The sequence below is a fragment of the Desulfurococcaceae archaeon MEX13E-LK6-19 genome (assembly GCA_029637525.1).
In the GTDB taxonomy this organism is placed as follows: Archaea; Thermoproteota; Thermoprotei_A; order Sulfolobales; family Desulfurococcaceae; genus MEX13ELK6-19.
Map to the genome: position 1 here is coordinate 1,460,637 of CP072660.1, position 22,476 is coordinate 1,483,112.

The following is a 22,476-nucleotide window of genomic DNA, read 5'->3' on the forward strand; positions in this document are numbered from 1 at the left end:
TGGTTATAAATAGTATACGTATAGAAACATTTCTGTGCAGGTGTAAGTAATGTCACAGTTTACTTGGTCTAAAACTTTTCCTGTTGATTCATTACAGATATATTTTGCTGCATCTCTTGAGCTTCAGGAGGAGTTCATTAATTACGGGTTCTATGTGCCTAAAAGTCCTGATAGGAAAATTTCTATGCCTATTCCGTTGGTTTATTGTAATTTTCGTGGTTGGTTAAAGCCTGTTGAACCTATAACTGTTGAGAGATTAATTCTTCCTAGCTGGCTTGGTTTAACTCCTCAGGAGCTAGGTTGGGCGAAGACTACTAGGGATGGGAAGGAAGCGTATATTCTTCCGAAGGAGGAGGTGTATGTTAATATAGGTATTCTTGATAATAATGTCATTTTCGATCTTGACATTAGAAAATATCATCTTGAAAGAACATCTATTAGAGGCATTAATCCTGAGAAATGGACTAATTGGGCTATGTTTTATATTAGCTTAGAGTATCTTGATGAACTAATTGATGCTCTAAGGAATCACTTACCTAAATCAACACAATCTTTTTGTGATACATTAATACCAGGAGGAATACCCAAACCTGTGAAGGAAGTTCAACAAGGTGGTAAAGAGGTAACATACTATGTCAAAGTCCCAGTAAAAGACTTCAGTTTTTGCCTAGGATGTTTTGATCTAACACATCGATATTTGTATGTGAAAGCCAAAGAACATTGCAAGATTGATCCCAATTCAATAGTATGTAGGGATCCCAATGCTGTGATTAATAAGTTAAAGTTAAGGATAAAGTATAGCCCAAATGTTGACACATTTGCTAAAGTAGGTATAGCTAAGATAATTGGTAAACATCCACAAATAATGATTAAGCTAGCTTCCACGAACCCGAAGAGAGTAATTCGTGGAGTTCTTAAAGATAGAATCGAAGGAAAGGCTCGAGGAGAGCTTGTTTACTGCGACCATAAGGTTAAGAGACAATATATAGTTCTTAATTTGGAGAGTTTCTATAAAGCATTAATTGCTACAAGAAATTATGTGGATAAGTTGCCCAAGGATGAGTAGGTTATCTTCCATTTTTGCTCCTTAATTTTTTCTCTATTACGTTCCTTAGCTTTGATCTAAGTCTTTTTGCATCGTCTCTAACAATGATCTCTATTTTGTCTCGTTCTCCTGCTCCTATGTATTCTGTTAAGGTTTTTGTTCCCAAGCCAAGTCTTTCTTCTATTGCTTCTCTGAGTTCTAAGTCTATTTCGTATCCAATACAGTTTCTCCCTAGTTTTCGCGCAACAACACAAGTTGTACCCGTTCCCAAGAATGGGTCCAATACTGTTTCTCCTACATAGCTGTAGAGACGAATTAATCTCTCCACGAGTTCTTCTGGGTAAGCTGCAGTGTATTTACTCCATTTTTCCGATGGCAATACATTCTTTATATCCCATACACTAAGATACCACTTCTCTGACTGGAATCTCGCGATATCTATTCTTGATTTCTCTTTAACCTCTTTGGGCACATCATTGTATTTAAACCTGCCTTTTTGGAAAATCACTATTTCTTCGTATATATTGTCAGGATAATAGTACATGGGGTAGGGATGCTGTATAATAACTCCACTTCTTCGCGAAATCCTGATATACCCCTCGGGTTTTCTCCAAATAATCTTATCTCTATATGTAAACCCTACCTCGTAAACCATAACCCTAATTAGATCTGCAACTATGGGATATAGCTTTCCTTCGATCCTAACATCCTGTGTAACAAAACATGCAATTCTTCCTTCCTTTAGAACTCTATATAATTCTTTTCCTACTTGTTTAAGCATATCAAGAAATTCATCATAGCTCTTGAAGAGCCCTGGGAAATCAAATGGTGCGTTATAATATGGAGGCGAGGTTACGACTAAGTGTACTGATTCATTAGGTAGTTCCTTTATATTTCTTGAATCGCCGAAGATCACCTTAATATATACCAAATGGTTCACCCCTTAATTGTAGCATATCTGTTAAGAATATTGGATAATCTATTAACAAGCTCGTTCCACTCTAGTTTATCGTACAAAGCCCATTCAATAACATCATTGGTAGAATATTTTAAGACCTTAATGAATTTCTGCCACGTATACCCTTTGCTCTCTAAGACTTGTTTCCAGTGTCTCCATAGATATGAAGGTAATTTATTGAGATACCATACTGCTAAAGAGTCATAATCAATATCAGGTGCTGAACCTAGTCTTTTCCTCTGCTCTTTAATAAAGATCTTTATATCTTTAGGTTCAGGAGGTACCGGCAAATCCATACCTACAACCCCATACCCCTATCCGCTATATACTAATAATATCAGGGATATAAAGCTTCGTCCTAATGACATTTATAAAAACATTGCCACAAAAAAGTTTTAAAAGATACAGCTAATAAGGAAAAGAAACTATAGTAATAAAATACAATATAGAGTTTTCTGACATCAGTAATTTGAACAAAGCTATTTGGTACCTGAAACTTCAAGAAACCTTTTAATAACTTTCGTAAGCCTCTCTATTGATATTGCTAGGGTACAAACCACTGTATGCGTATCTGGAGCGTCGATAAGAAACTCAACACAAAATGCATTAGTCAACCTTTTGCAAGATCCGCATAGCAGAAGCTTTCCAATTACCGTCAGAACAAAACATGAAAGAATGTTCATTTGAGATCCCAACATATTTTAAGTTTTCTCCTCTTTTTCATGAACCACTTAATATCACGTTGCCTTAAGTCAGGTCTAGCCATCACTTTCCTTAGTATTCCTTCGATGAAACTTATTGTATGGAACTTAAGTTCTTCAATCGTTGTGAAACCCATGGACTCGATGTCTTCTTTGCGAAAATAAACAGTAATGTATACAACAATACGTCCAAAATGCGTGACAGAACCATACCCATAGAGAAAGTCCTCAAGCAGTGTCATCTCCCTCTTATTAAGTGCGATGGGAATATTGGGCACAAGCTCTACATAAACCCCATCCCGCTGAATTCTGATCCTATAAACAACAACCATCCTACTTGGAAGCCTAGACACATAAAAGTGTTTAGTCAAGCCTATCACACAAACAGAACTGCTAAAGATAAACATGAATAAGTAACTTTTAAACTTACCTGTTTATTATGGAAATGATCTTAAGCTTGATATTATGTAAAAAGTACTCTTCATATAAACACTCCTGTAAGGCATTTTAGTTGATCAGAACCTGAATTCTATCTTGCGTTAACATGTTAAAGTATTTAGTGATTTTCTAAACCTCTATGTTGTCGTTTCCTTTTGACTTGTCCTGTGTCAGACAAAAATATTATGGTTTTCACATAATTGTTTCACTTTATATAATATCATGTTGATGATCTACATGAATTCTTAATTGTATAAACTCTTTCTTGTAAATATTTTTATTTCAGTGTTGCAATATTAATATTGGTGTAACGCTAGTTGCCTTCTAAACAAGATATTTTAGAGAAGATCTCGAGTATACGTGGAACAAAGAAGCCGTTTGTACAATACCTTCGAAGAAAGGGTATTGATGTTTCATATAATATGACTTGGGATGATATAATAGACATTGTTTTAGGAACAAGAAAGGTAACCAAAAAAGACTTAGAGAGATTCCTTGCAAGATATGAAATTAAAATTAGAGATGAAGTGGTTGTTGAACGTGAGCGTATCATTGAGCGTGAAAGAGTTAGGAGAAGAAGAGAAAGAAAGTTTAGTGGAACTTTTGTTTATGAGAAAGGAATGTCGTTGGAGGAGAAATTCAAATATCTTGTGGGTCTTTTAGAATTTGATATAAAAAGATGGACTAGTGGTGCTGGAGGCGAAATAGGCGACTTTATTGTTATAGATAAAGAATCAAACTCAAAGGCCTTAGTCTCATGCAAAAATGTATCAACACTAACTATTAAACATGTCAATGACTTATACGCTAATGCTATAGGTTTCGGTTTTAAGCATGCAATATTAGTGATAGGCAAGGATACAAAGTTAGCCAAGGGTTGTGTGGAGAGAGCCAACTACTGGGGTATACAAATAGTAAGAATTGATGATCTGGAACATAATTTACTAGCAAGAAAGAGCGTAAAAGATAGGATTTCCTATCTAAAAACAGTATTGTTTGCATCAATACTCAGAGGAATAGAAGAAAAACTTCATAAAGCACAAAGAATGATAGAAGAAAAAATCCGTCCAACAGAAAAGAAAGAATCTCTACAACATCTTCTAGGAATGAATCTTGCTTATGAACCTCATAGTGAAAGTCTTGACTACTTAAAGACTAAATTAAGTCTGATCCATGGAACCGGTTTCCTAAGAAAGACACCTGCAGTAATAAGAGTGCTAAAGACAGTTCTTGTTTATGTTCCGTATATTATAGTAAAGTATAGCGGTAAAATGAAAGTTGGACGAGGCGTGAAACAATTTAGCGGAAAAATAGTAGTTAACGCAAATAATGGTAATCTAGTTGGCTTATCCATTGAAGAATTAGTTGCCGATCTCCACAAGATAAAACATGCACATGAAGTATCCGTCCATCATCCAGTCAAAGTAGCTACACAAATTAATGAAAAAATACTTAGAGACAAAGTAATCGAATTAATAACTATGCTCGAAAGAACCTACTTCCTCGAGGAAAGAGGACTACTAGGAAGAGGAAAATACTATCTCACACCAAAAGATCTACTAAAGGAAAAAGAAGTTGATACCCTCGATGAAGCGATAAACGAAATTGAAAACGAGGAACATGGATTCCTAATTAGAACATACAAAGTCAAAAGAAGCGATATAAAAATCGAATCAATGGATAAAATATACCTACCATACTGGTGTATAGAGTACGAAGTCCCAAGCAAAAACTTCCACGGAGAAGCATACGGCGAAGCATACATTAGCGAGCCAGAACCATTGACAGAGCCGTGTCCCTGGAAATAAATATACAATAATCTTCATACCACTAAACATAATTAAGCCAAAACACTAATCCATAAAACCATAGAAAACCAAGTCCCGATACCAAAATGAAGACTCTTAAACCTAAGGCTACAAAACTGCTTTGCCTAGCTGAATATGAGTTATGAAGGAAATGGCTATGCAGTGATATAAAAGCTAGATCGATTTTACAGAACTTTTCGCTGAACTACCAGACATGATTAATGGTATTGTGATACCCATCGCCGGGGCACCTATGGGCAAAGAAACAGTTGAGCTAGGTGACATAGAGTTTGTATCCACAGCCAGTATCGTCTCTGATAAATGCTTGGGAAAGCTGCTGAGTCCATTCAAGCTCAGCACCTATTTCACAGCATTAGCCCTAATCATCGGCTCCATCTTGGTAACCTACGATAAACCCGTTACCCGCACTAAAGACCTAGGGTACTTAAGTAGGTGATTTGTCTATTTTTCTAGACAATGTAGTCAATGACCCTAGGATTATATCTATCCTTTGACTTAATACCGCTTGGTGACGGGACATGGAGTCTAATGAGGTGTTCGAAGCCGTATCGCATCCTTTGAGGATAAAGATATTGATGCTACTAGCTAGGAGACCCATGAGTTTTTCTGAATTGAAGAGAGAACTTGGAATCAGGAGTAGTGGTAAACTAGATTTCCATATCAAGAAACTCGATGGCCTGGTGGCTCTAGATGACAATGGGAAATACGTGTTGACCAAGGAGGGCTATGCTGCACTCCAAGCCATTGACACTATTAGAAAGTATGGGTGGCAGAAGAGAACATACATCATAGCCACAATAGCATATGCTATAGCCATACTCTACACTACATGGAACATGGTATCGAACCCCTCTAACCCAGTATACATAGTTACAGCAGCCCTGATCACTCTATGGTACATATTCTATAGCTACTGGTCTATCGTGAAAAGAAAAATCTTCAAAACACTCTAGACCACAGAAAGCACTGGAGACAAGCAACACAGTACAAGCACTTAAACACGTATTTTTCAGCCCCCAACTATTGCCCGGGTCCTTAGACTATTCGCTTAATTTTGGTATTGATAGGTATCTTAGGAACTATGGAATTTCCTAAATGTTTTGGTAACTTTACTTCTGTTCTATGACTACTTGTATCTCGGCTTTACATCTAGAAACGTTTATGTAATCACTGCTGCTAAGGGTTATACTATAGTTAAACCATGGTATGTAGATTAGCTGGATGAGGCATGTTAAGGAAATGACGTTCTACTTGGACCTCATGGGTTATTTGAGTAGTGTTAGCTTGCTTGCCAGGGTGTTTGTTCTTGGTTTGGTCCCGTTTCTGCTGACTTGCCTGGGTGTTGTTCCCGTGGTTTTCCTTGGGAGGAGTGTTGAGGAGAAGTGGCTTGACTTGGGGCTTGGTTTTTCTGCTGGTGTCATGCTTGTTGCCTCTTTTACTAGCTTGTTGTTGCCTGCTGTTGGTGTTGCTGGTGTCTGGGTTGTTGTCGTAGGGTTTGTTGTTGGCGTGGTTGTTGTGAGGCTTCTTGATGTTGTTGTTCCTCATATGCATGTTTTCAAGGGATATGAGGGTCCTAGGCCACCGCGGGCTGTTAGGCGTGCTTGGCTACTAGTCTTCGCCATGATGATCCATAATATACCGGAGGGAATGGCGGTTGGGGCTGCCGCTATCTACAGTGTCCACGCAGGCCTATCCCTAGCCATAGCGATCGGGGTACAGGATATACCAGAGGGGCTAGCGGTAGCGATGCCTCTCTATGCCTCCACTCACGACAAGAAAAAATCAGTAGCTCTCGGTGTCTTGAGCGGGTTTCTCGAGCTACTTGCCGCAATGATACCATTGCTAGTGGTCACACTAGTAAACTATGCTCTCCCGATCCTGATGTCGCTAGCGGCCGGTGCCATGGTCTACGTGGTGGTGCACGAGATAACACCAGAGATCTACGGGCACAGCCACGATGACCAATCAACAGCAGGGTTCATCATAGGCTTCATCACAACACTCATCCTAGAAACAATCCTAGGCTAGACGGGCCCACGCTGGAACAAGGCTTGCTGTTGTTTAACCGGCTACACAACCTCCATTACTAGTTCAAACCCAATAGTAGCACTAGCACGTTGCCAATAAATGTCAGCTAGTACCTCTACCACATATCTTCCTTTAACGGCATTGTAGGTGTATACCTTGAGAACGTAGATATGGTCACTAACATTATTTAAAACAATATGTATGCCGTTAAAAGAGTAGTTGGTTTTATATCCCTCATAGTAGCCACTTATCATCTCTCTAGTCCCATTAACTCCTATACTATTCAGGAAAACCTTCAAAGTATAGTTTGTTGTCTTGAAGAAACATAACGCGAAACTCTCGTTAACAACTACTCTAAAGTATATTACGAAGCTATCATTCCTCCTAACCCTCACAAGCCATAAAGGCTCACTTCCCTCCTCCTTTACCCTAATACGCTTAGTCGAGTTCACCAACTCTACATAACCAGCTTTCCCACAGTCAGGAGGACCAGGCTCCCAGCCAGGAGGCTCGAAGGATGGCGGGACACTTGGCTCCGAAGGCCTTCCAGCGAGATAGACGAGGAAAGAGAGAAGACCTAGGGCAATTACCAGCGATAAAACCATTAATGGGAGATACCTGTCCTCAGAGGAGTACATTCCCTCCACCAGCATACAACCATTAAATAATAACAGTTACTCTAGAAATAAAAGATTTAGTTATTCCACATAAGAATACTATACAGGCAATAATCTTGTGAATCACACGTTATAAGACACGACAAGCATTTACGTACAGTACTTTCACACATAATCTCCATGTAACGTATCTATAGAACAAGGAATCCAGTGTTTATAGTAAACAAAAAGCACTAGAAACCAGTACGATTCGATAATACCTGGCTAATCAATACATACGAATCCAACGCCAAAACAGTTTTAACGACAGCCATAATCATTATATCCATAATGTTCATACTAATGTTGATTGCTACTAAACGTGTTAGACTATTTACCAGAAAACACTTAACTCCACGATAAGATCTTGAGTGTTTTACCTGTCTAGTATTAGCAGTATTCTAGAGAACATGGTAATCAAGCTTTCATACAAGCAGTAGTGGACATGTCTATATGGTAGTACTGCTTGGTAGTACTACTGGTGAATACTTTTGTCTCTGGTTAAGGTTACTAGGAAAGGCCAGATCACAATACCCAAGGATATTAGGAATGCTCTTGGGATAAACGAGGGTGACTATGTAGTAGTTAGAGTCGAGGGTAACAGGATAATTATTGAGAAACCCCGTTTACCTGAGCCAGGTGAGCCTGTAGGCTTAGACAAGTATAGAGAGTTGATAAAAGAACTGGAAGAGATGAGGAGCAGATGGCGCTAGTTCATGATACATTATTCTTGATAGCACGTTTCCTCCAATGCCCAACAATAAAAATGCTCTAAGGAATTCTTTAGGGGAAAGTACGAAGGAACACCATCTTCATAACAACTATTACTATCACGGAGTTCTTGAAAATAGCTGGGAAAACAATGGGTTTGCAACAAGCTGAGACACAACTGCGATTGTTTCTGGAAGCAGGTGTTGGTATAGAGACTATCACGTATACAGATGCCGTAGAAGCCGGGAGGATACTGTGCAGAAAAACAAACATACCCATAGCCGACGCACTAATAGCCTCCATCGCGAAAAGACTACGAGCCACCATCGTAACAGACGATCCCCACTTTAGAGAACTAGGCGTAAGAACAATCTGGTACAAGTAGCTCTTCATAGATACAGCCTTCTAATCTGATACATTATATTTCGATACGATAGTGCTCCTCACAATAATGAAATACCTTCATTGGAGCAATTTATTAGGTTAAAAACAATTATGATCGAGGTTTTTACAGTATCATATCTACTGGTTTTTCTCTAGGCTTCTGTCTATGTAGTTTGCCGTGTATTCTTCTGGTTGTAGTATTTCGATGAGGTAGTAGAATGCTTTCCATGGGTCGCTTTGTCCGCCGCATGTGTAGACGTCTATTGTTGCGTAGCGGTACTCTGGCCATGTGTGAATGGCTATGTGGCTCTCTATGACCAGCGCTAGGACTGATACACCGCCTTTCCTTCCTCCAAAACGCCAGCTCTTGACCTCGACTAGATGCATGTGGGCTAGCTCAGCCGCCTTGACTACTGCCTCTCGTAGCAACTCCTCGTTGTCGGCGACCTCGGGGTTGACTCCATAGAGGTCTCCGTAGACGTGTTTTCCCACAACACTATCTTCTAGGAGCGAGGGTTTTGTACGGAGGGTTTGAGTAGGGAGCATGGATACACCACCTCTTTCCAGGACGGGTTATGAGTCTAGATCTCTAAAAAGCCAGGTTAAATCAGGTGGATTAGAGCGAACCACCTTCTCCTCGAGTAACCCGTGAGCAAGCAGTGGGAGAGCTATCGTTGCGTCGACGTAGACGACCCGTTTCTTAGCCTTGGGGGAGACCTTGCCCCAGCTAACAGCTTCCTCGAGCGTGGCACCAGACAAGCCTCCCCATTGGGGTGCATCGGTGGTTATCTGTACAACGTACTCCAACGGCTTATAGTAGTCCTTTATACCCTTCTTCTCCGCGAGGAGAGTCTGTGCAACAGCCACGAGGTTAACATAGTCCTTGGGCACACCACCACCTATGTATATCGCCGACATCTTCTTGGCCCTAAGCCCGATCTCTATTATCTGGTCGAAATCCCTAACCATATCGATGATAACCGGGTGTCCTTCCCTGAGAGCGAGAACAGCCGCTATACCATAACCACTATCTACAAGCGCGGGCGAGAACACTGGTACACCACTACGGTAGGCTGCTGATACAATACAGTCGATACCCTTCTCGTCAAGGTACTTCCCGAACAAGTGTAGGAACTCGGCCGAGGAATAGACAGTGTTCTCTGGGAGAGACAGGATGAACTCCTTGATGAGGCTCTCCATCTTCCTGTAGTCGAGCTCACTAGCATAAACATCATAGAACCTATCGATCTTATGCTTCAGGAGCTCGCTATCATCAACGAAGGGGCTCCCCTTGTAGTAGCTGAAACCCATCGCCTCATATATGTCCTCGGAGATGTTTGCTCCAGTAGACACGATCACGTCAACGTATCTCTTCTCTACAAGCCACTTGATTATCTTCCACATACCCGCAGTGCTCATGGAGCCGGCTAGCCCAAGGAAAATAACTGTGTCGGGATCCCTGATCATTTCAACGAGAATCCTAAAGGCCTCCCCAAGGGCACGGCCCTGGTAAGCCGTGTCAGCCATAGCTCTTAGCAATTCGCTAATACTCTTCTCGGTTACATCCATTGTCTTGAGTTTCTCGACTAGATACGGGTTATACTCCACTTCATTAGACCTCAAGTCTATACTGCTGGAAAGCTAGCTTCTGATCTGTTTATAGCCCTAGTTACTACCATATGATGAAAAAACGTTTTACACACTCTCTACAAGAAAAGTCATCCCACAATGACAAGACAGTGTACCAGAAACTACTTAATAACCAAAAACCTGTTACCATAGATAAGCCTCTATTGCACAGCGAGATACTGGCTTCTACGTGATGAACAATGGACTCGCGGGAGAAGAGCATTAGGTCTCTTCTAGTACAACTACTCATCTCGCTAAAGAACTTCTATACATTCAAAGACCTAGAGCAACTACTCGGTGTATCACAGTATAATCTATGGAAATACACTAGCCTAAACATGATCCCGGAGGAGCAGACAGCCAGGAGGATATACGAGAAAATCACGTCATCAAGAATAGTCGAGAAGATAATCATCGAGCAACTCGAGATCGCTGGAGAAGACAACGAGTGGCTATACCTATGGAACCCAGGGCTCCTAGACCTAGTGGGATTCATGTCCCTGAAATACTTCGACAAAACATCCATAGACACCGTAGTAGGATTCCCCGAGAAATCAATAACACTCGGGCTAGCCATAGCCAAGTGGATGCGTAAAAAACTATGCATCGCCTGCAGCCACCAGGTCTACAGAAGCAGCAAATACATTATAGAAACATACATCACAAGCAACCACGAGCCCCGGCTACTATACCTACCAAGAAACTGTATAAACAAGAACAGCCGGGTACTTGCCGTAACAAACATGATCAGCGACGCCAACGAGGTAAAAGCCCTACTAAACCTCATCGGGAAAATCCCAGCGAAAACCATAGGCCTACTCGCAATAGACAGCACAATAGACCCCGAAGCCCTCAAACCTAGAACACCGATTACAATAAAGATACTGAAACATGAGATCAACAAATCACTAGCACAAAAACAACACTAAACCACGCTAGAACAAATAGAGCACACCAAAAACTCGATCAACCACAGTATGCACCACAGAATTTACAGTTATTCCCCAGCCCCCAGCCAGTTGTGTATACACTCCATCGTACAAACTCTCTTAACTTAACATTCCAGAGATAGACAACGGCACCCCTTTGCCTGGGGTGCCGGGGACCCGAAATGGCTGAAAAGAAGAAGAAAGAGAAGAAAAAGAAGAAGGGAGAAGAAAAGAAGGAATACGAGTAACGACGACGCAGCGATAGTATAGAGGGTCATTGATAGTAGACACGTATTTTTTGAATACACATAAACTATGGTATTGATGGGAACAAGCACATCATGTAAACAGTCATATGATACGGAAGACCTTGATCCTCTGTATACCGAGTTCTTTCAGCTGGTCATAGACTTCTCTAGTCGACTGTATTGAGATCAGGCAGTAGGGCTCAGCTCTAGCTCTCCTTATAGTGCTCGCTATAGCTGCTACACGATCCAGTTCTTCTACAGCGATATCAAGCAGTAGGGCCTTCACGCCTTTGTGTAGACACTTCCTGGGCATCGCCAAAATACAGTATTCACCAGTTTTCCGTGAAACATAATGTGTTACATGGAATCCTTCTTTCTCGTATTTAATACTGTGTTGTAGGGCAGGGCATATCTCCATGTCTAGCTCCATCGCTACTATAGAGGCTAGCGGTATAGCGTACTCAGACATAGGTACTATAGTGTTCACCCCCATGCCCTGGACAAAATCCTCTATGACTAGCGAGAAAAGTCTCAGAAACCCTGGGTTCCGGGCAACACCCCATATATCATCACTGTTTTCCTCGAACAAACCATCCACTGCCTTCTCGATCAAGCGGAGCTCCTGGATTCTCCTAAGGATCTTCTCGGCAGTCTTCTCCTCAGGAACAGTCAGCAAGTTGACATACTTCCATAGATTCTGGAAGGGGACTTCAAGAAGCTTCTCAAGATCCCTCAAGCTATAGAAGCAATTAAGGGCATCGAGTACACGTAGAACATATGAACGAATATTCTTTCTCACCATACAGTTTCACGCTTACCACATGGAGTCCTGCACCTACTACTGCCCGGCAGGAGATAATATTGGTTACATCACTCTTTGGAGAGACCGGATCTAAGGGGAGGTTTGTTCTTGTACCGCATAGAACTACAGGGGATAGGGTTTGAGGAAGAGCCCACTATCAACTGATGTATTCGGGGCACTGAGTTTTGTTCTATATATTGTTTTCGTGTTGGTAGTCAAACAGTGGCATTTATATTTAACTAGGTCATGAATATAGTAGCTGGTGATTAAGTGCTTGGATTACAAGGTTTTGGATGAAATAGATTCTCTTAGGAGAAGACTTTATGATGAATTAGATAATGTGTGTAGTTTTGCATCACTATTCTTCTATGTAACACTTCTTGTAATCATCATATCCATTGTCCTAGGGATAGCACTCGGTCTAGCAACGGCATCCATAATAGCTAAGCATGCGAAACCCTACCAATTCCCTGAAGAAGTCTTGAAGGCTTCCGCACCAGAATTAGTAAACGTATTCACGATCTTCATAATAATTACCTCAATAATAGGGCTGGTGTTATACTATATTCTAATAAAGTTTATGAGAACTTCCATAAATGGGTCACGTATCCTCTTAGACATAGATAAAAAACTCAGAGAAATAGGTAAGAATGGACTGCTAATGCGTGATGTAGAGTATATTTATCCTCTCACTATGATAACAAGCTACCCAGGAAGAATACTTGTACTCGTCTTACTAAATGTCCCATTATCTATTCTCGGAATACATTTCCTCTTCAGGGGAGTACTATTAGGTGTTGAAACAGATTTAGCCGTAGGCTGCATATTAACGTTTATATCATTCGTAATTAATCTAGCAATATTATTCATGGTTTATAGATTCTTTAATTCACTAAAATACTATTACAATGTTGAAAGAGCTGGGACTGTTGCTAATCTCTTCGTCGTATCTGCTATTCTTAGCCTACTAGGTATTTTGCCGGTGATAGGCAATATTGTCAAGATATTCGGTTTCATAATAACTATCATATACCTTGTATTCCTCTATGTTATGGTAGGTGATCTAAGACGTGAAACTGCAAGAATTATAGCACGACTCAATAATATAGTTGATGAGCTTAGACAGGAAGTAGAGAAATCTTCAAGCCAGGAAGAAAGAGATAAGTCCAGTAGCATTTCATAATCTTATGGTTTTCTTATCTAGAACCTACTTTGCCCACCCAAGATAACAAGCGTATAGAAACATTCTCTTATCTGTTTATGAGAGACTGGTTATCACACGTATTTTGAATAATATTATTCTTCTGTAGAATGCATGAATAGAGTAGTACCAATATAGTTGAAATACAGCTATTGTAGTAGTTATTAGCCCAATGTTTTATTGACATTAAATCTGTTGTTGATGTACATACCATAACTGGTAGTTACCGGGGTTTTACGGCCTTAATGTAGAAACCAGCCATTCTAAGTTTTACACCATACTGTGCTGCTTGTTTAGGTAGATCGCCTTCTTCAGGGTCAAGTTCTCTTATACCTATCCTCCCGCCGAACAAGATCTTGAAACCAGTTTTCTCGACCAGAGATGCCCAATTACCGAGTAGTGCAGGAAATAATTTCAACCATTTCTCCCTAACATCAGCTGGGAGTTTCATGAAATCATCTGGTAAAATCCCTCCCTCAGCCATGTATAGTAGACCACCTGGTTTTAGCACACGATAGGCTTCACGCAGAGCTTTCTCATGGCCAGGTATGTTTGAGAAACCACCAGCACTAACGACTACATCGATAGAACCATCTTTTATCGGCATATTAGTGGCATCAAAAGCAGCATATCCAACATACTCTCCTCTGCCAATATTCTTCAAGAATTTTCTCCATAAAAGCAGGATCCTGTACTCCAGATCGTTAACCAGGATTTTAGCCTTATCGTTAAAATATAGTACGCAAGGCATAAACCCGCCTCCAGGGCCCGAAGCAACATCTAGTATAACCCCATTTAAACTAGCTATTTCTCGACAGAAACTAGTCCAAAGACCACCCCTACTTGCTTTCTCTAAGTGATTTCTCCAATTACGTTCAATCCATTTCTCCTCTGCAATCCTTTCGATCAATTCATCACTCCAACCAGTATCAATAGATTTAACAAATACAACAACATCGTCGATCACAGGATACTCGGCACCACTAGAACTCTTCAAAACACCATTAACCCACTCATCACCAACAACTTCATCTTCAAAAACAAGATCACTACCATCAACAGGTTCCTTAAACAAGTGCCAATAAACACTCTTCAACCCCAAGGACCCATGCTAAACTTAGCTACTTTGAGCAATAAAAGTATTGCTTAGTGTTCTCAAACAAGATATAGTACCAATACTTAAGTAAATTAAAAATTAACAGTAGTACCAATATACGCTACATATTTATTTTACCTTCAGTTATCTTGAGTTAAACAAGTAATCTTGATAACATGATTTCATAGAATAAATGGAAACACTTACTATAAACGAAGCATTCTATAACTAATCTATAGCTAATGATTTAAGAATTCTGACAGAGAAAACAAATTGGTTAGAAAAACTAACATACTACTAATATAATGTTAAAGTTTAATAAGGAAGAAAGCTAACTATAGCTATTGAAGGTGCTAACGATACAATGTATTTAGAGCAAAATATGGATAAGAAGCCTGTGGAACATGTACGTAGAGTTGCAGAGAAAGCTATTGAGATTTATAATCGCTATAGGTCGCCAGAGGCTATAGCAGAGCTCGTGGACTTCAAGGAGAATGGCGAAGAAGCTGTAGTAGCGGTGAGGTTTTCGGGCTCGTTCTGCAGCACTTGCGGCGTAAGGGACTGGGTTGAAGACTACGCGTATACCCTTGAGGAACTGGGGTATCATGCGGAGCTAGTAAAGTATATCGAGCCAGAGCACGGAGATAACTACCGTATAGGCGTGTTTAAAATAAGGATCAAAGGACAGGAAAACCATAGTGGGGATAATCAGGATGCCCGTCCAACTTGATGAAAAAGACATGAAGATAATCGAGATACTGATGAGCAACGCTAGGTCATCCTATAGCGAGATAGCCAAGGTGCTCGGCGTAAGTGATGTAGCGATCATAAAGAGGGTTAGGAAACTAGAGCAGCAAGGCATCATCAAGAAGTACACTATCCTAGTAGACCCAAAGAAGCTAGGATACGAAGCAGTATCGATAACCGGGGTAGACGTTAACCCAGAGTACCTCTTCAAAACAGTCTCCATACTAAAAGAAAAAGACTACGTGAAATACCTAGCGCTAACCTCTGGAGACCACCAGATAATCGCCACCATATGGGCCAAGACAAGAGACGAGCTAGCACAAATACTCGACGAAATCAGCAAGATGCCAGGCGTCAAAAGGGTCTGTCCCGCAGTCATACTAGACGTTGTAAAAGAGTAAAGAGAAAAACAACCAGGTGTTTTATAGGGGTATTGTTACCTATTTTACTCGACTTCTATGCCGAGGATTATAGACGCTATTCTCCCGATAATGTATGTCAGCAATGCTGAGCCAAGTCCTGCTACAACTAGTTCGAAGACCTTGCTTCTAATACTCAGGTTGGCTGTGACTGCTATGAAGAAACCAGTCATGGCCAGCATTATTGATGCGAATACCAGCGACAAGGGTATGGCTATGATTACTGGGAAGCCCATGAAGTATGGTATGAGCGGTATGAAGGCTCCAAGAATGTATGATAGCCCTGTGTAGAGACCTGATCGCACCGGGTTCTCGATACCTGCCTCGGAGACCCCGTATTCCTCCTCAGCTATTATCTTGCTTAGCAACTCCGTGTTACCCAATGCTTCACGTGACATAGCGTCGGCTACCTCGTCGCTAAACCCTTTCCTCCTCATCAGCTCATGGAGTCTCCTAGCGAACACGTGTGGAACATACTTGGCAGCGAGGGCTAGCCTGGAGAAAATACTTGTCCTGACCTGCTTCTGTGCCCTGACGCTCGTGAACGATCCTATGCCCATAGACAATGCCCCAGCTATACCGACTATAGAGCCCCCTAGAGCCACCGCGAAGGGGTTACCGTAGGCTCCGGCCAGTCCTGTTGACACGGATAGTATCTCTACGAGCCCATCACTCATACCGAGGACGACGTCGCGTACATGGCTTATGAAGTCCTTGTACCTCTCTTCTTCCTCGGCAAACTCGTGTTCATGGACGAGCTCGTCCTCGAGAATACGTAGTATCTCTCTTCGCTCACTCTCATCAATAGATTTGTCTCCAAGGATCCTAGAGTAGGTCTCGATAGCGTCTTCTTCACTCATCTCAAGTATCTTAATCGTAATCCCGAGACCCAGCAGCCGCGCCAATAAGCTGAACAACCATATCCTCAGCTTGCTGACCCCTATGGTGCCCACGTCTACTCCACGTCGCCTTAGGAACTCTCTCCAGAAGCTGGCGTGGCGTGCCTCCATCTCGGCTATTGCCTTGAGCTTCCTTGCTATGGGTTTACCGTGGAATATCCTTGCCAGCTTGGAGTACACTGTCTCGGAGTAAACCTCGTCTCTATAGGCTTTCCTAGCATACTCTATTACGGTGGATGACAACGTGTTCTTCCCTAGCCGCTTATCTTCTCGACAAGAGTCTTGACGTGTTGTACAATAAGTTTCTCTGTATCCCCTGTCAGCCCGCTCTTGAACTCTACTACGCCAACCACGTCATACCCTGCTTTCCCGAGCATCTCCCCGATCTTCTTGCCGGCGACACCACCCCACCCATAGGCTGCTAGGACGAGAGCTGGCTTCCTTGCTTTCACCTTCCTCGCGATAAGCTCCACGATATACTTGATCAATGGGAACACGCCCGCTTCATAAGTCGCCGTTGCAACAACGAGGCCGCTTGCATCGTTTATCTCGCTGAGCAAGTCACTAAGCCTATCATGTACTGTATCGGTGAACTTGAAGACAACAACTTCTACTCCATTCCTCTTCAGCTCTTCAACACATTTCCCGACAGCTTTATCGATGAAGCCATACATCGAAGAATATATTACGACGACTTTCCTCCCCACGGGCTCCATCAACGCTAGTCTACGGTAATAGTCGACTATGAACATTGGGTTATGCTTCCAGACAAGCCCGTGGGCTGGTGCTATCATGTCTATCTTCAGGTTTTGCCCAGCGAGCTTGTCTATGGCTTTGACAACCCATCCCCTATAGAACCCTATGATCGTTGTGAAATACTTCCTGACGAAAGGAGTGATCTTGGCGGCCTCGTCTTCTTCATCGAATATTTTCCCGGGTATACCAAAAGAGCCGAAGGCATCTCCACTGAAGAGGATATGTTCGTTGTGGTAGTAAGTCATTATTGTCTCGGGCCAGTGTAGCCACGGAGTATACACGAATGTCAGCGTGGCATCGCCTATAGCCAGGGTTTCACCGTCTTTGACGGGCCTAGTCTTGGGTTTCACGCCGTAGAAAGAATTGATCATGCTTAGCGCCATTGGGTGGCCCAAGACGGTTGCCCTATAGTTGTTCTCCTCGAGCACGATAGGCAGGGAGCCGCTATGGTCTGGCTCCATGTGGTTAACGATAATATAGTCAATATCCTTCAGGTCAACAATCCCGCGGAGAACCTCAATGAACTCTCTTGAGTACACATGTTTCCACGTATCGATCAGTATCTTCTTCTCACCAGTATCAATAAAGTAGGCGTTATAGGTTATACCCTCAGGTATCTCCCAAAGAGCCTCAAAGTATCTTACACGATCATCGTCTATCCTCAAGAGATAAATGTTTTGAGCTATATTGACCACGTGTGTTTTAGCCAAACTAAATCACCCAAAAAGACTCAGTGCAAGTTAGAGAGATATGAGTTGATAGTAAAAATATTTTTAGGGGTAAAAAGAGGTCCAGCCACTAAGTCTACTTGGCTCCTTCCGCCGCTCTCTTGAGGAACTCTCTTACCTGCTTAACGTCTTCCTCGGGTACTTTCTTCTCTTCGTAGCAGAACCACCAGTCGAAACACTTGTACTCCTTCAGCCTCTCCTCAGCTTCTTGTATCGTGGCCGCCGGAGGCACTATGACCCCATCACCTATAAGCTCATTGTTAGGCCAGTTAGCCGGCAGTGCACGGCCATACTTATCGACTATCTGGAGGCCCTTCACTATCCTCAGTATCTCGTCTATAAGCCTACCCATGTTCAATGGGTAGTAGAGAATAGTCCTGATAACACCCTTGTCATCCACGACAAAGACTGCTCTAACAGTATGGGTCGCTGACTCGGCATGCAGCATACCTAGTTTCCTAGCAACAACACCCTGGGGATCAGCTATTATCGGGAACGGTATCTCGACACCAAACTTCTCCTTAATCCACTCAATCCACTTGATATGACTGAAAGTACTATCAACACTTAAGCCAATAAGCTCGGTGTTAAGCTTCTTGAAATCACTATACCTCTTGGCAAACGCTACAAACTCCGTCGTACACACTGGAGTGAAATCAGCAGGGTGGCTAAACAATACAAACCATTTACCCTTATAGTCATCGGGAAGCTTCTTCGGCCCATGAGTAGTCATTACTTCTAGTTCAGGAAACTTCTCCCCGATTAGAGGTATTTCACCAGGCATTCAAGACACCTATCTATCTTGTTTTCAATGTACCAATAGTATAGTTAGAATATTTAAGTCTTTTTCTTCAATAAATAATATAGAATAGGTTAGGAATTCTAACCAAAGAAGATGGAACGCTAAAATAGTCTATGATACAAATGACTGATAAATTCTTCTTACGTTAGGGCATGGTCAGTAGTCACTAGAGGAGAATATCAAAGTAAAAATGTGTACAAGCTGTCAATATGAAAGGAAAACTATTGAGTTTTGAAATATTTGCAGAGCAGCACCGTAGCCATCAACACTATGCACTGTTTTTACACTGTTATGACTACTTATCTTTCTTTAGATTAAGCTGAAATACGCAACTTAGTTTATTCCTTATAGCTTAATTGTCTTTGCTTATAGGCTGTAATGTATGTTATTAAGAGTATTGCTGATACATAGCCTAATACAGTATCTATTTTTGATAGTTGTAGTACAAGGTCTTGACTACTTATTTCTTCGCCGATGATGATTGTGTCGAGTAGCGTGGCTATTGTTGCTAATACCTGTATAGCCGTGGCCGCTACGGCTAATCCTAAACCACATAGAGCTGTTGCGTACACCTCGATTATCCTTCCCTGCCTGTAGTAGTATGGTACGGCGGATAGAGCCAAACCGGATGCCAGGGAGACAAGCATCACCCCTAAATCGCCGGGGATGTACTGAGGCCATAGCATTAGCTTATTGTTACCCGTTAGCCCGATCGCCCAGTTATACAATGCTATGAATCCTACTGCAAGGTAAGCTACTCCAATGACTGTGAGTAGAGGTATTGTTGTTTTGAACAAGACTCTTCCACCCGGCATCACGGCTCACCTCTAGGTTAGACCGATTACATGGCCGATCACGGTAATGGATAAGGCGAGGATGTAGGCTAGAAGGATCTCATAGACTAGTGCGAGCAAGACATACTTTGCTCCAAGCTCCCCTCTTATGGCAGCCAGGGTTGCTATACATGGCACATAGACTAGCACGAAAACCATGTATGCATAGGCTGTCAGCGGCGTGAAGACATGATGTTCGGCTAGTGCATCCACTACATTCTCTTCGCCAACACCATAGAGGACTCCAAGCGATCCAACTACAACCTCCTTAGCTATGAAGCCAAACAATAGTGCTACAGCAGCTCTCCAGTCCCAGCCTAATGGTTTGAACACTGTTTCAGCAAGCCAATGGCCCAGGACTCCAGACCAGCTCTTCTCGACTACTTCCGGGTCTTCGAGAGCCTCTGGGCCAAGATAGCCCTGGGGCCCCGTGACACTCAATAACCATACCACTATTACTCCAAAGAGTATGACCGTGCCTGCCTTCAAGAGGAACTTCTTTGTCCTCTCCCATGTCTTCAATAGAATACTTCCCAGCCTAGGGGCCATGTAGGGAGGTAGCTCCATGATAAACCCGCTACTAACACCTCTAAACACAATCTTCCTCAACACAAGACCAACAGTCAACGCCAGTACTATACTCAACACATACATGCTGAGAACAGCGAAGCCAGCCGATGCACCCATTACGGCCCCCGCGATAACAAGGTATACTGGCAGCCTCGCACTGCATGAGGCTAGGGGGGCTATTAGTGCCGCCGCCTTCCTATCATTCTCATCCTCAATAGTCCTAGTAGCCATCACAGCCGGTACATTGCATCCAAAACCTATTATCAATGGGACAACTGTTTTACCGGGTAGATTGAATTTATGGAATATCTTGTCCACGAGATAAGCTATTCTCGCCATATACCCGGTATCCTCAAGGAAAGCAAAACCAAGGAAGAAGAACGCGATCACAGGGAGGAACGTCAAGACAGTACCGACACCAGCAATAACACCATCGGCTAATAGTGACGCAAGCCAACTAGGCAGGAAACCTAGCCCAGCGACAAAATCATGGAGATACCCATTAACGTATATATCGATTAGATCCACAAGCGGGGCAGAGACATCGAAGGCGAAGCGGAACAATAAGTACATTATAGCTAGAGCGAAAGGTATACCAAAGACTCTATGAGTTAAAACAAAATCAAGAACATCCGTAACACTAGTCCTAACGACTCTCTTCTCCTTGATGACAGCCCTGCTTATCTCAACAGCACGACTATACCTACGCTCGACAATATAGGCTTCCAGATCACCTATTTTCTCCTCAAGCTCCCGTCTAGCCCTTCTTGCATAAACCAGGACTTCACTGCCACCGGGTTGTCTTCTCACCTTCTCTACTACATCGGGGTCATTCTCGAGAAGCTTTAACACGACCCATCTAGCAGGATACTTTTCCGCGATGCCAGGTGTTTTCTCTGCAACAACTTTCTCAAGTAGCTTGATCTTCTCCTCTACATCCTTTCCGTAATCAACAATATTGGTCATTGTATGTTTCTTCCTAAGAGCTTCTCTCAAGGCTTTCTTGAGATCCTCGATACCATAGCCCGTGGTCGCAATAGTGGGGACAACTGGTACTCCGAGTAGCCTACTTAGCTTCCTGTGGTCTACTTCATAGCCTTCCTTCAACGCTAAATCAATCATATTAAGGTCCACTATAACATTAGCTCCAAGCTCCATCAACGACAATACTAGGTAAAGTCCTCTCTCAAGATTCAATGCACTAACAATACAGACCACGACATCAGGTTTTTCTTCAACAATAAAATTCCTCGCAATAACCTCGTCGACACTATAAGCAGTCAAACTATATATCCCAGGAAGATCAACAACCTCTACTTCAATACCATCAATCTTCATCCTACCAATCTTCTTCTCAACAGTAACACCAGGCCAGTTACCAACCCATGCCCTACCTCCGGTAAGCTTGTTGAAAACAAGAGACTTACCAACATTAGGTGTGCCAGCAAGAGCCACTACATAACGAGGCTTATCACCGTCCACTACCATTCACCTCCTCAACAAAAACCTTCATAGCCATACCCGCCCCAAGCACGAGCCTCGGCCTCCTATAGCAGAAAGAACACCAGCCCCCAACACCCCATGGACATCTCTCCTTTGGAACACCATCAATAACCTCTACGATCACTGGTCCTGGACCGCTTGATCTCACAACCCTCAGGATACTACCCTCAATAATCCCTAACTCGCGTAGCCTCCTCGCAAGCCCAACACCAGCCCTGATAGACACTACTCTAACCAGGGAGCCACTACGTGCATAAGCAAGAGGCATCATCACTTAACCTCCTCGACAATAACATGCTCTGCTTCAGAAGACCTCACACTAACAGGATACCCTCTGACAACAACCTCGATGGGGTCACCGAGAGGAGCCCTACGAACAACTCTGACAATAGAGCCGGGGATTATCCCTAGATCAAGTATTCTCCTCTTAACAAGACCAGTTCCCTCAACTCTTGCTACCCTGTAGACACCTCCCTCCCTAGCCTCCGAGAGCTTAAGTACTCTTGAGCCCATAGAATATCACCTGTTAGGGTACCCTAAGAAAATTAGGGAATCCTAACAATA

25 protein-coding genes are annotated in these 22,476 nt (G+C 42.4%); 10 read left to right on the forward strand and 15 right to left on the reverse strand.

The genetic code is table 11. The features are described 5' to 3' along the window. The first annotated feature begins 49 nt into the window (after nt 1-49). Nucleotides 50-1,066 (forward strand): PhoI, encoded by a 1,017-nt coding sequence (locus J4526_07655; GenBank protein WFO74939.1) that lies wholly within the window; start codon nt 50-52, stop codon nt 1,064-1,066. Nucleotide 1,067: 1 nt separating this feature from the next. On the opposite strand, the gene J4526_07660 is transcribed toward J4526_07655, so the two are convergent. The 3 genes from J4526_07660 to J4526_07670 form a co-directional block, all read right to left on the reverse strand. Then, nucleotides 1,068-1,976: a site-specific DNA-methyltransferase gene (locus J4526_07660; GenBank protein ID WFO74940.1), complete on the reverse strand. Its 909-nt coding sequence runs from the start codon at nt 1,974-1,976 to the stop codon at nt 1,068-1,070. Between the two features lie 5 nt (nt 1,977-1,981). Further along, nucleotides 1,982-2,299 (reverse strand): hypothetical protein, encoded by a 318-nt coding sequence (locus J4526_07665; protein WFO74941.1) that lies wholly within the window; start codon nt 2,297-2,299, stop codon nt 1,982-1,984. A 383-nt stretch (nt 2,300-2,682) separates the two neighbouring features. Continuing rightward, the gene (locus J4526_07670) at nt 2,683-3,075 is read right to left on the reverse strand and encodes a hypothetical protein (GenBank protein ID WFO74942.1); all 393 of its coding nucleotides are present in this window, start codon (nt 3,073-3,075) and stop codon (nt 2,683-2,685) included. 384 nt (nt 3,076-3,459) lie between these two features. Here J4526_07670 and J4526_07675 point away from each other — a divergent pair, with 384 nt between their 5' ends. The 3 genes from J4526_07675 to J4526_07685 all read left to right on the forward strand — a co-directional run bounded on the left by J4526_07675 (nt 3,460) and on the right by J4526_07685 (nt 6,999). Continuing rightward, nucleotides 3,460-4,950: a hypothetical protein gene (locus J4526_07675; GenBank protein WFO74943.1), complete on the forward strand. Its 1,491-nt coding sequence runs from the start codon at nt 3,460-3,462 to the stop codon at nt 4,948-4,950. A gap of 539 nt (nt 4,951-5,489) precedes the next feature. Continuing rightward, complete coding sequence (locus J4526_07680) at nt 5,490-5,924, forward strand: winged helix-turn-helix transcriptional regulator (protein WFO74944.1); 435 nt, start codon at nt 5,490-5,492, stop codon at nt 5,922-5,924. Between the two features lie 286 nt (nt 5,925-6,210). Next, nucleotides 6,211-6,999: a ZIP family metal transporter gene (locus J4526_07685; GenBank protein ID WFO76378.1), complete on the forward strand. Its 789-nt coding sequence runs from the start codon at nt 6,211-6,213 to the stop codon at nt 6,997-6,999. Nucleotides 7,000-7,040: 41 nt separating this feature from the next. Here the strand turns inward: J4526_07685 and J4526_07690 are convergent, their stop codons facing one another. Further along, nucleotides 7,041-7,637: a hypothetical protein gene (locus J4526_07690; protein ID WFO74945.1), complete on the reverse strand. Its 597-nt coding sequence runs from the start codon at nt 7,635-7,637 to the stop codon at nt 7,041-7,043. 509 nt (nt 7,638-8,146) lie between these two features. On the opposite strand from J4526_07690, the gene J4526_07695 reads away from it, so the two are divergent. Together J4526_07695 and J4526_07700 are read left to right on the forward strand one after the other, a co-directional pair. Continuing rightward, a complete protein-coding gene (locus J4526_07695; GenBank protein ID WFO74946.1) occupies nt 8,147-8,368 on the forward strand; it encodes an AbrB/MazE/SpoVT family DNA-binding domain-containing protein in 222 nt (73 codons plus the stop codon). 128 nt (nt 8,369-8,496) lie between these two features. Next, nucleotides 8,497-8,751, forward strand: a complete 255-nt coding sequence (locus tag J4526_07700) for a PIN domain-containing protein (GenBank protein WFO74947.1) — start codon at nt 8,497-8,499, stop codon at nt 8,749-8,751. A gap of 137 nt (nt 8,752-8,888) precedes the next feature. On the opposite strand, the gene speD is transcribed toward J4526_07700, so the two are convergent. Beyond that, the gene (speD, locus tag J4526_07705) at nt 8,889-9,296 is read right to left on the reverse strand and encodes an adenosylmethionine decarboxylase (GenBank protein ID WFO74948.1); all 408 of its coding nucleotides are present in this window, start codon (nt 9,294-9,296) and stop codon (nt 8,889-8,891) included. 27 nt (nt 9,297-9,323) lie between these two features. Beyond that, complete coding sequence (locus J4526_07710) at nt 9,324-10,319, reverse strand: deoxyhypusine synthase (protein WFO76379.1); 996 nt, start codon at nt 10,317-10,319, stop codon at nt 9,324-9,326. A 260-nt stretch (nt 10,320-10,579) separates the two neighbouring features. Between J4526_07710 and J4526_07715 the strand changes: the two genes are divergently transcribed. Continuing rightward, the gene (locus J4526_07715) at nt 10,580-11,308 is read left to right on the forward strand and encodes a hypothetical protein (protein WFO74949.1); all 729 of its coding nucleotides are present in this window, start codon (nt 10,580-10,582) and stop codon (nt 11,306-11,308) included. Between the two features lie 351 nt (nt 11,309-11,659). On the opposite strand, the gene J4526_07720 is transcribed toward J4526_07715, so the two are convergent. Further along, the gene (locus J4526_07720; protein ID WFO74950.1) at nt 11,660-12,358 is read right to left on the reverse strand and encodes a hypothetical protein; all 699 of its coding nucleotides are present in this window, start codon (nt 12,356-12,358) and stop codon (nt 11,660-11,662) included. 274 nt (nt 12,359-12,632) lie between these two features. Between J4526_07720 and J4526_07725 the strand changes: the two genes are divergently transcribed. Continuing rightward, nucleotides 12,633-13,541 (forward strand): hypothetical protein, encoded by a 909-nt coding sequence (locus J4526_07725; protein WFO74951.1) that lies wholly within the window; start codon nt 12,633-12,635, stop codon nt 13,539-13,541. Nucleotides 13,542-13,782: 241 nt separating this feature from the next. On the opposite strand, the gene J4526_07730 is transcribed toward J4526_07725, so the two are convergent. Continuing rightward, nucleotides 13,783-14,655 carry a methyltransferase domain-containing protein gene (locus J4526_07730; protein WFO74952.1) on the reverse strand — a complete coding sequence of 291 codons (873 nt, stop codon included), beginning with the start codon at nt 14,653-14,655 and terminating at the stop codon, nt 13,783-13,785. Nucleotides 14,656-15,037: 382 nt separating this feature from the next. Here J4526_07730 and J4526_07735 point away from each other — a divergent pair, with 382 nt between their 5' ends. Then, nucleotides 15,038-15,385 (forward strand): hypothetical protein, encoded by a 348-nt coding sequence (locus tag J4526_07735; protein ID WFO76380.1) that lies wholly within the window; start codon nt 15,038-15,040, stop codon nt 15,383-15,385. Further along, nucleotides 15,369-15,803 (forward strand): Lrp/AsnC family transcriptional regulator, encoded by a 435-nt coding sequence (locus J4526_07740; GenBank protein ID WFO74953.1) that lies wholly within the window; start codon nt 15,369-15,371, stop codon nt 15,801-15,803. Before J4526_07735 ends, J4526_07740 begins: the two co-directional genes overlap by 17 nt. A gap of 44 nt (nt 15,804-15,847) precedes the next feature. On the opposite strand, the gene J4526_07745 is transcribed toward J4526_07740, so the two are convergent. The 7 genes from J4526_07745 to J4526_07775 all read right to left on the reverse strand — a co-directional run bounded on the left by J4526_07745 (nt 15,848) and on the right by J4526_07775 (nt 22,425). Beyond that, nucleotides 15,848-16,963, reverse strand: a complete 1,116-nt coding sequence (locus tag J4526_07745) for a VIT1/CCC1 transporter family protein (protein WFO74954.1) — start codon at nt 16,961-16,963, stop codon at nt 15,848-15,850. Nucleotides 16,964-16,974: 11 nt separating this feature from the next. Further along, nucleotides 16,975-18,186, reverse strand: a complete 1,212-nt coding sequence (locus J4526_07750) for an FprA family A-type flavoprotein (protein WFO74955.1) — start codon at nt 18,184-18,186, stop codon at nt 16,975-16,977. A gap of 94 nt (nt 18,187-18,280) precedes the next feature. Continuing rightward, entirely contained in the window at nt 18,281-18,988 is a 708-nt protein-coding gene (locus J4526_07755; GenBank protein WFO74956.1) for a peroxiredoxin, read from the reverse strand. 356 nt (nt 18,989-19,344) lie between these two features. Next, on the reverse strand, nt 19,345-19,821 hold the full coding sequence (locus tag J4526_07760) for a hypothetical protein (protein ID WFO74957.1): 477 nt from the start codon (nt 19,819-19,821) through the stop codon (nt 19,345-19,347). A 12-nt stretch (nt 19,822-19,833) separates the two neighbouring features. Continuing rightward, complete coding sequence (gene feoB / locus J4526_07765) at nt 19,834-21,891, reverse strand: ferrous iron transport protein B (GenBank protein WFO74958.1); 2,058 nt, start codon at nt 21,889-21,891, stop codon at nt 19,834-19,836. Beyond that, entirely contained in the window at nt 21,881-22,183 is a 303-nt protein-coding gene (locus tag J4526_07770; GenBank protein WFO74959.1) for a FeoA domain-containing protein, read from the reverse strand. The genes feoB and J4526_07770 overlap by 11 nt, the downstream gene beginning before the upstream one ends. Then, the gene (locus J4526_07775; GenBank protein WFO74960.1) at nt 22,183-22,425 is read right to left on the reverse strand and encodes a ferrous iron transport protein A; all 243 of its coding nucleotides are present in this window, start codon (nt 22,423-22,425) and stop codon (nt 22,183-22,185) included. The genes J4526_07770 and J4526_07775 overlap by 1 nt, the downstream gene beginning before the upstream one ends. Nucleotides 22,426-22,476 lie beyond the last annotated feature (51 nt).

What these genes read in the sequence shown, in the direction of transcription:
- J4526_07655 (WFO74939.1), top strand. Translation starts at nt 50, where the DNA reads ATGTCACAGTTTACTTGGTCTAAAACTTTTCCTGTTGATTCATTACAG.
- J4526_07665 (WFO74941.1), bottom strand. Translation starts at nt 2,299, where the DNA reads ATGGATTTGCCGGTACCTCCTGAACCTAAAGATATAAAGATCTTTATT.
- J4526_07680 (WFO74944.1), top strand. Translation starts at nt 5,490, where the DNA reads ATGGAGTCTAATGAGGTGTTCGAAGCCGTATCGCATCCTTTGAGGATA.
- J4526_07685 (WFO76378.1), top strand. Translation starts at nt 6,211, where the DNA reads ATGACGTTCTACTTGGACCTCATGGGTTATTTGAGTAGTGTTAGCTTG.
- J4526_07690 (WFO74945.1), bottom strand. Translation starts at nt 7,637, where the DNA reads ATGTACTCCTCTGAGGACAGGTATCTCCCATTAATGGTTTTATCGCTG.
- speD (WFO74948.1), bottom strand. Translation starts at nt 9,296, where the DNA reads ATGCTCCCTACTCAAACCCTCCGTACAAAACCCTCGCTCCTAGAAGAT.
- J4526_07710 (WFO76379.1), bottom strand. Translation starts at nt 10,319, where the DNA reads ATGGATGTAACCGAGAAGAGTATTAGCGAATTGCTAAGAGCTATGGCT.
- J4526_07715 (WFO74949.1), top strand. Translation starts at nt 10,580, where the DNA reads ATGGACTCGCGGGAGAAGAGCATTAGGTCTCTTCTAGTACAACTACTC.
- J4526_07720 (WFO74950.1), bottom strand. Translation starts at nt 12,358, where the DNA reads ATGGTGAGAAAGAATATTCGTTCATATGTTCTACGTGTACTCGATGCC.
- J4526_07735 (WFO76380.1), top strand. Translation starts at nt 15,038, where the DNA reads ATGGATAAGAAGCCTGTGGAACATGTACGTAGAGTTGCAGAGAAAGCT.
- J4526_07740 (WFO74953.1), top strand. Translation starts at nt 15,369, where the DNA reads ATGCCCGTCCAACTTGATGAAAAAGACATGAAGATAATCGAGATACTG.
- J4526_07755 (WFO74956.1), bottom strand. Translation starts at nt 18,988, where the DNA reads ATGCCTGGTGAAATACCTCTAATCGGGGAGAAGTTTCCTGAACTAGAA.
- J4526_07760 (WFO74957.1), bottom strand. Translation starts at nt 19,821, where the DNA reads ATGCCGGGTGGAAGAGTCTTGTTCAAAACAACAATACCTCTACTCACA.
- J4526_07770 (WFO74959.1), bottom strand. Translation starts at nt 22,183, where the DNA reads ATGATGCCTCTTGCTTATGCACGTAGTGGCTCCCTGGTTAGAGTAGTG.
- J4526_07775 (WFO74960.1), bottom strand. Translation starts at nt 22,425, where the DNA reads ATGGGCTCAAGAGTACTTAAGCTCTCGGAGGCTAGGGAGGGAGGTGTC.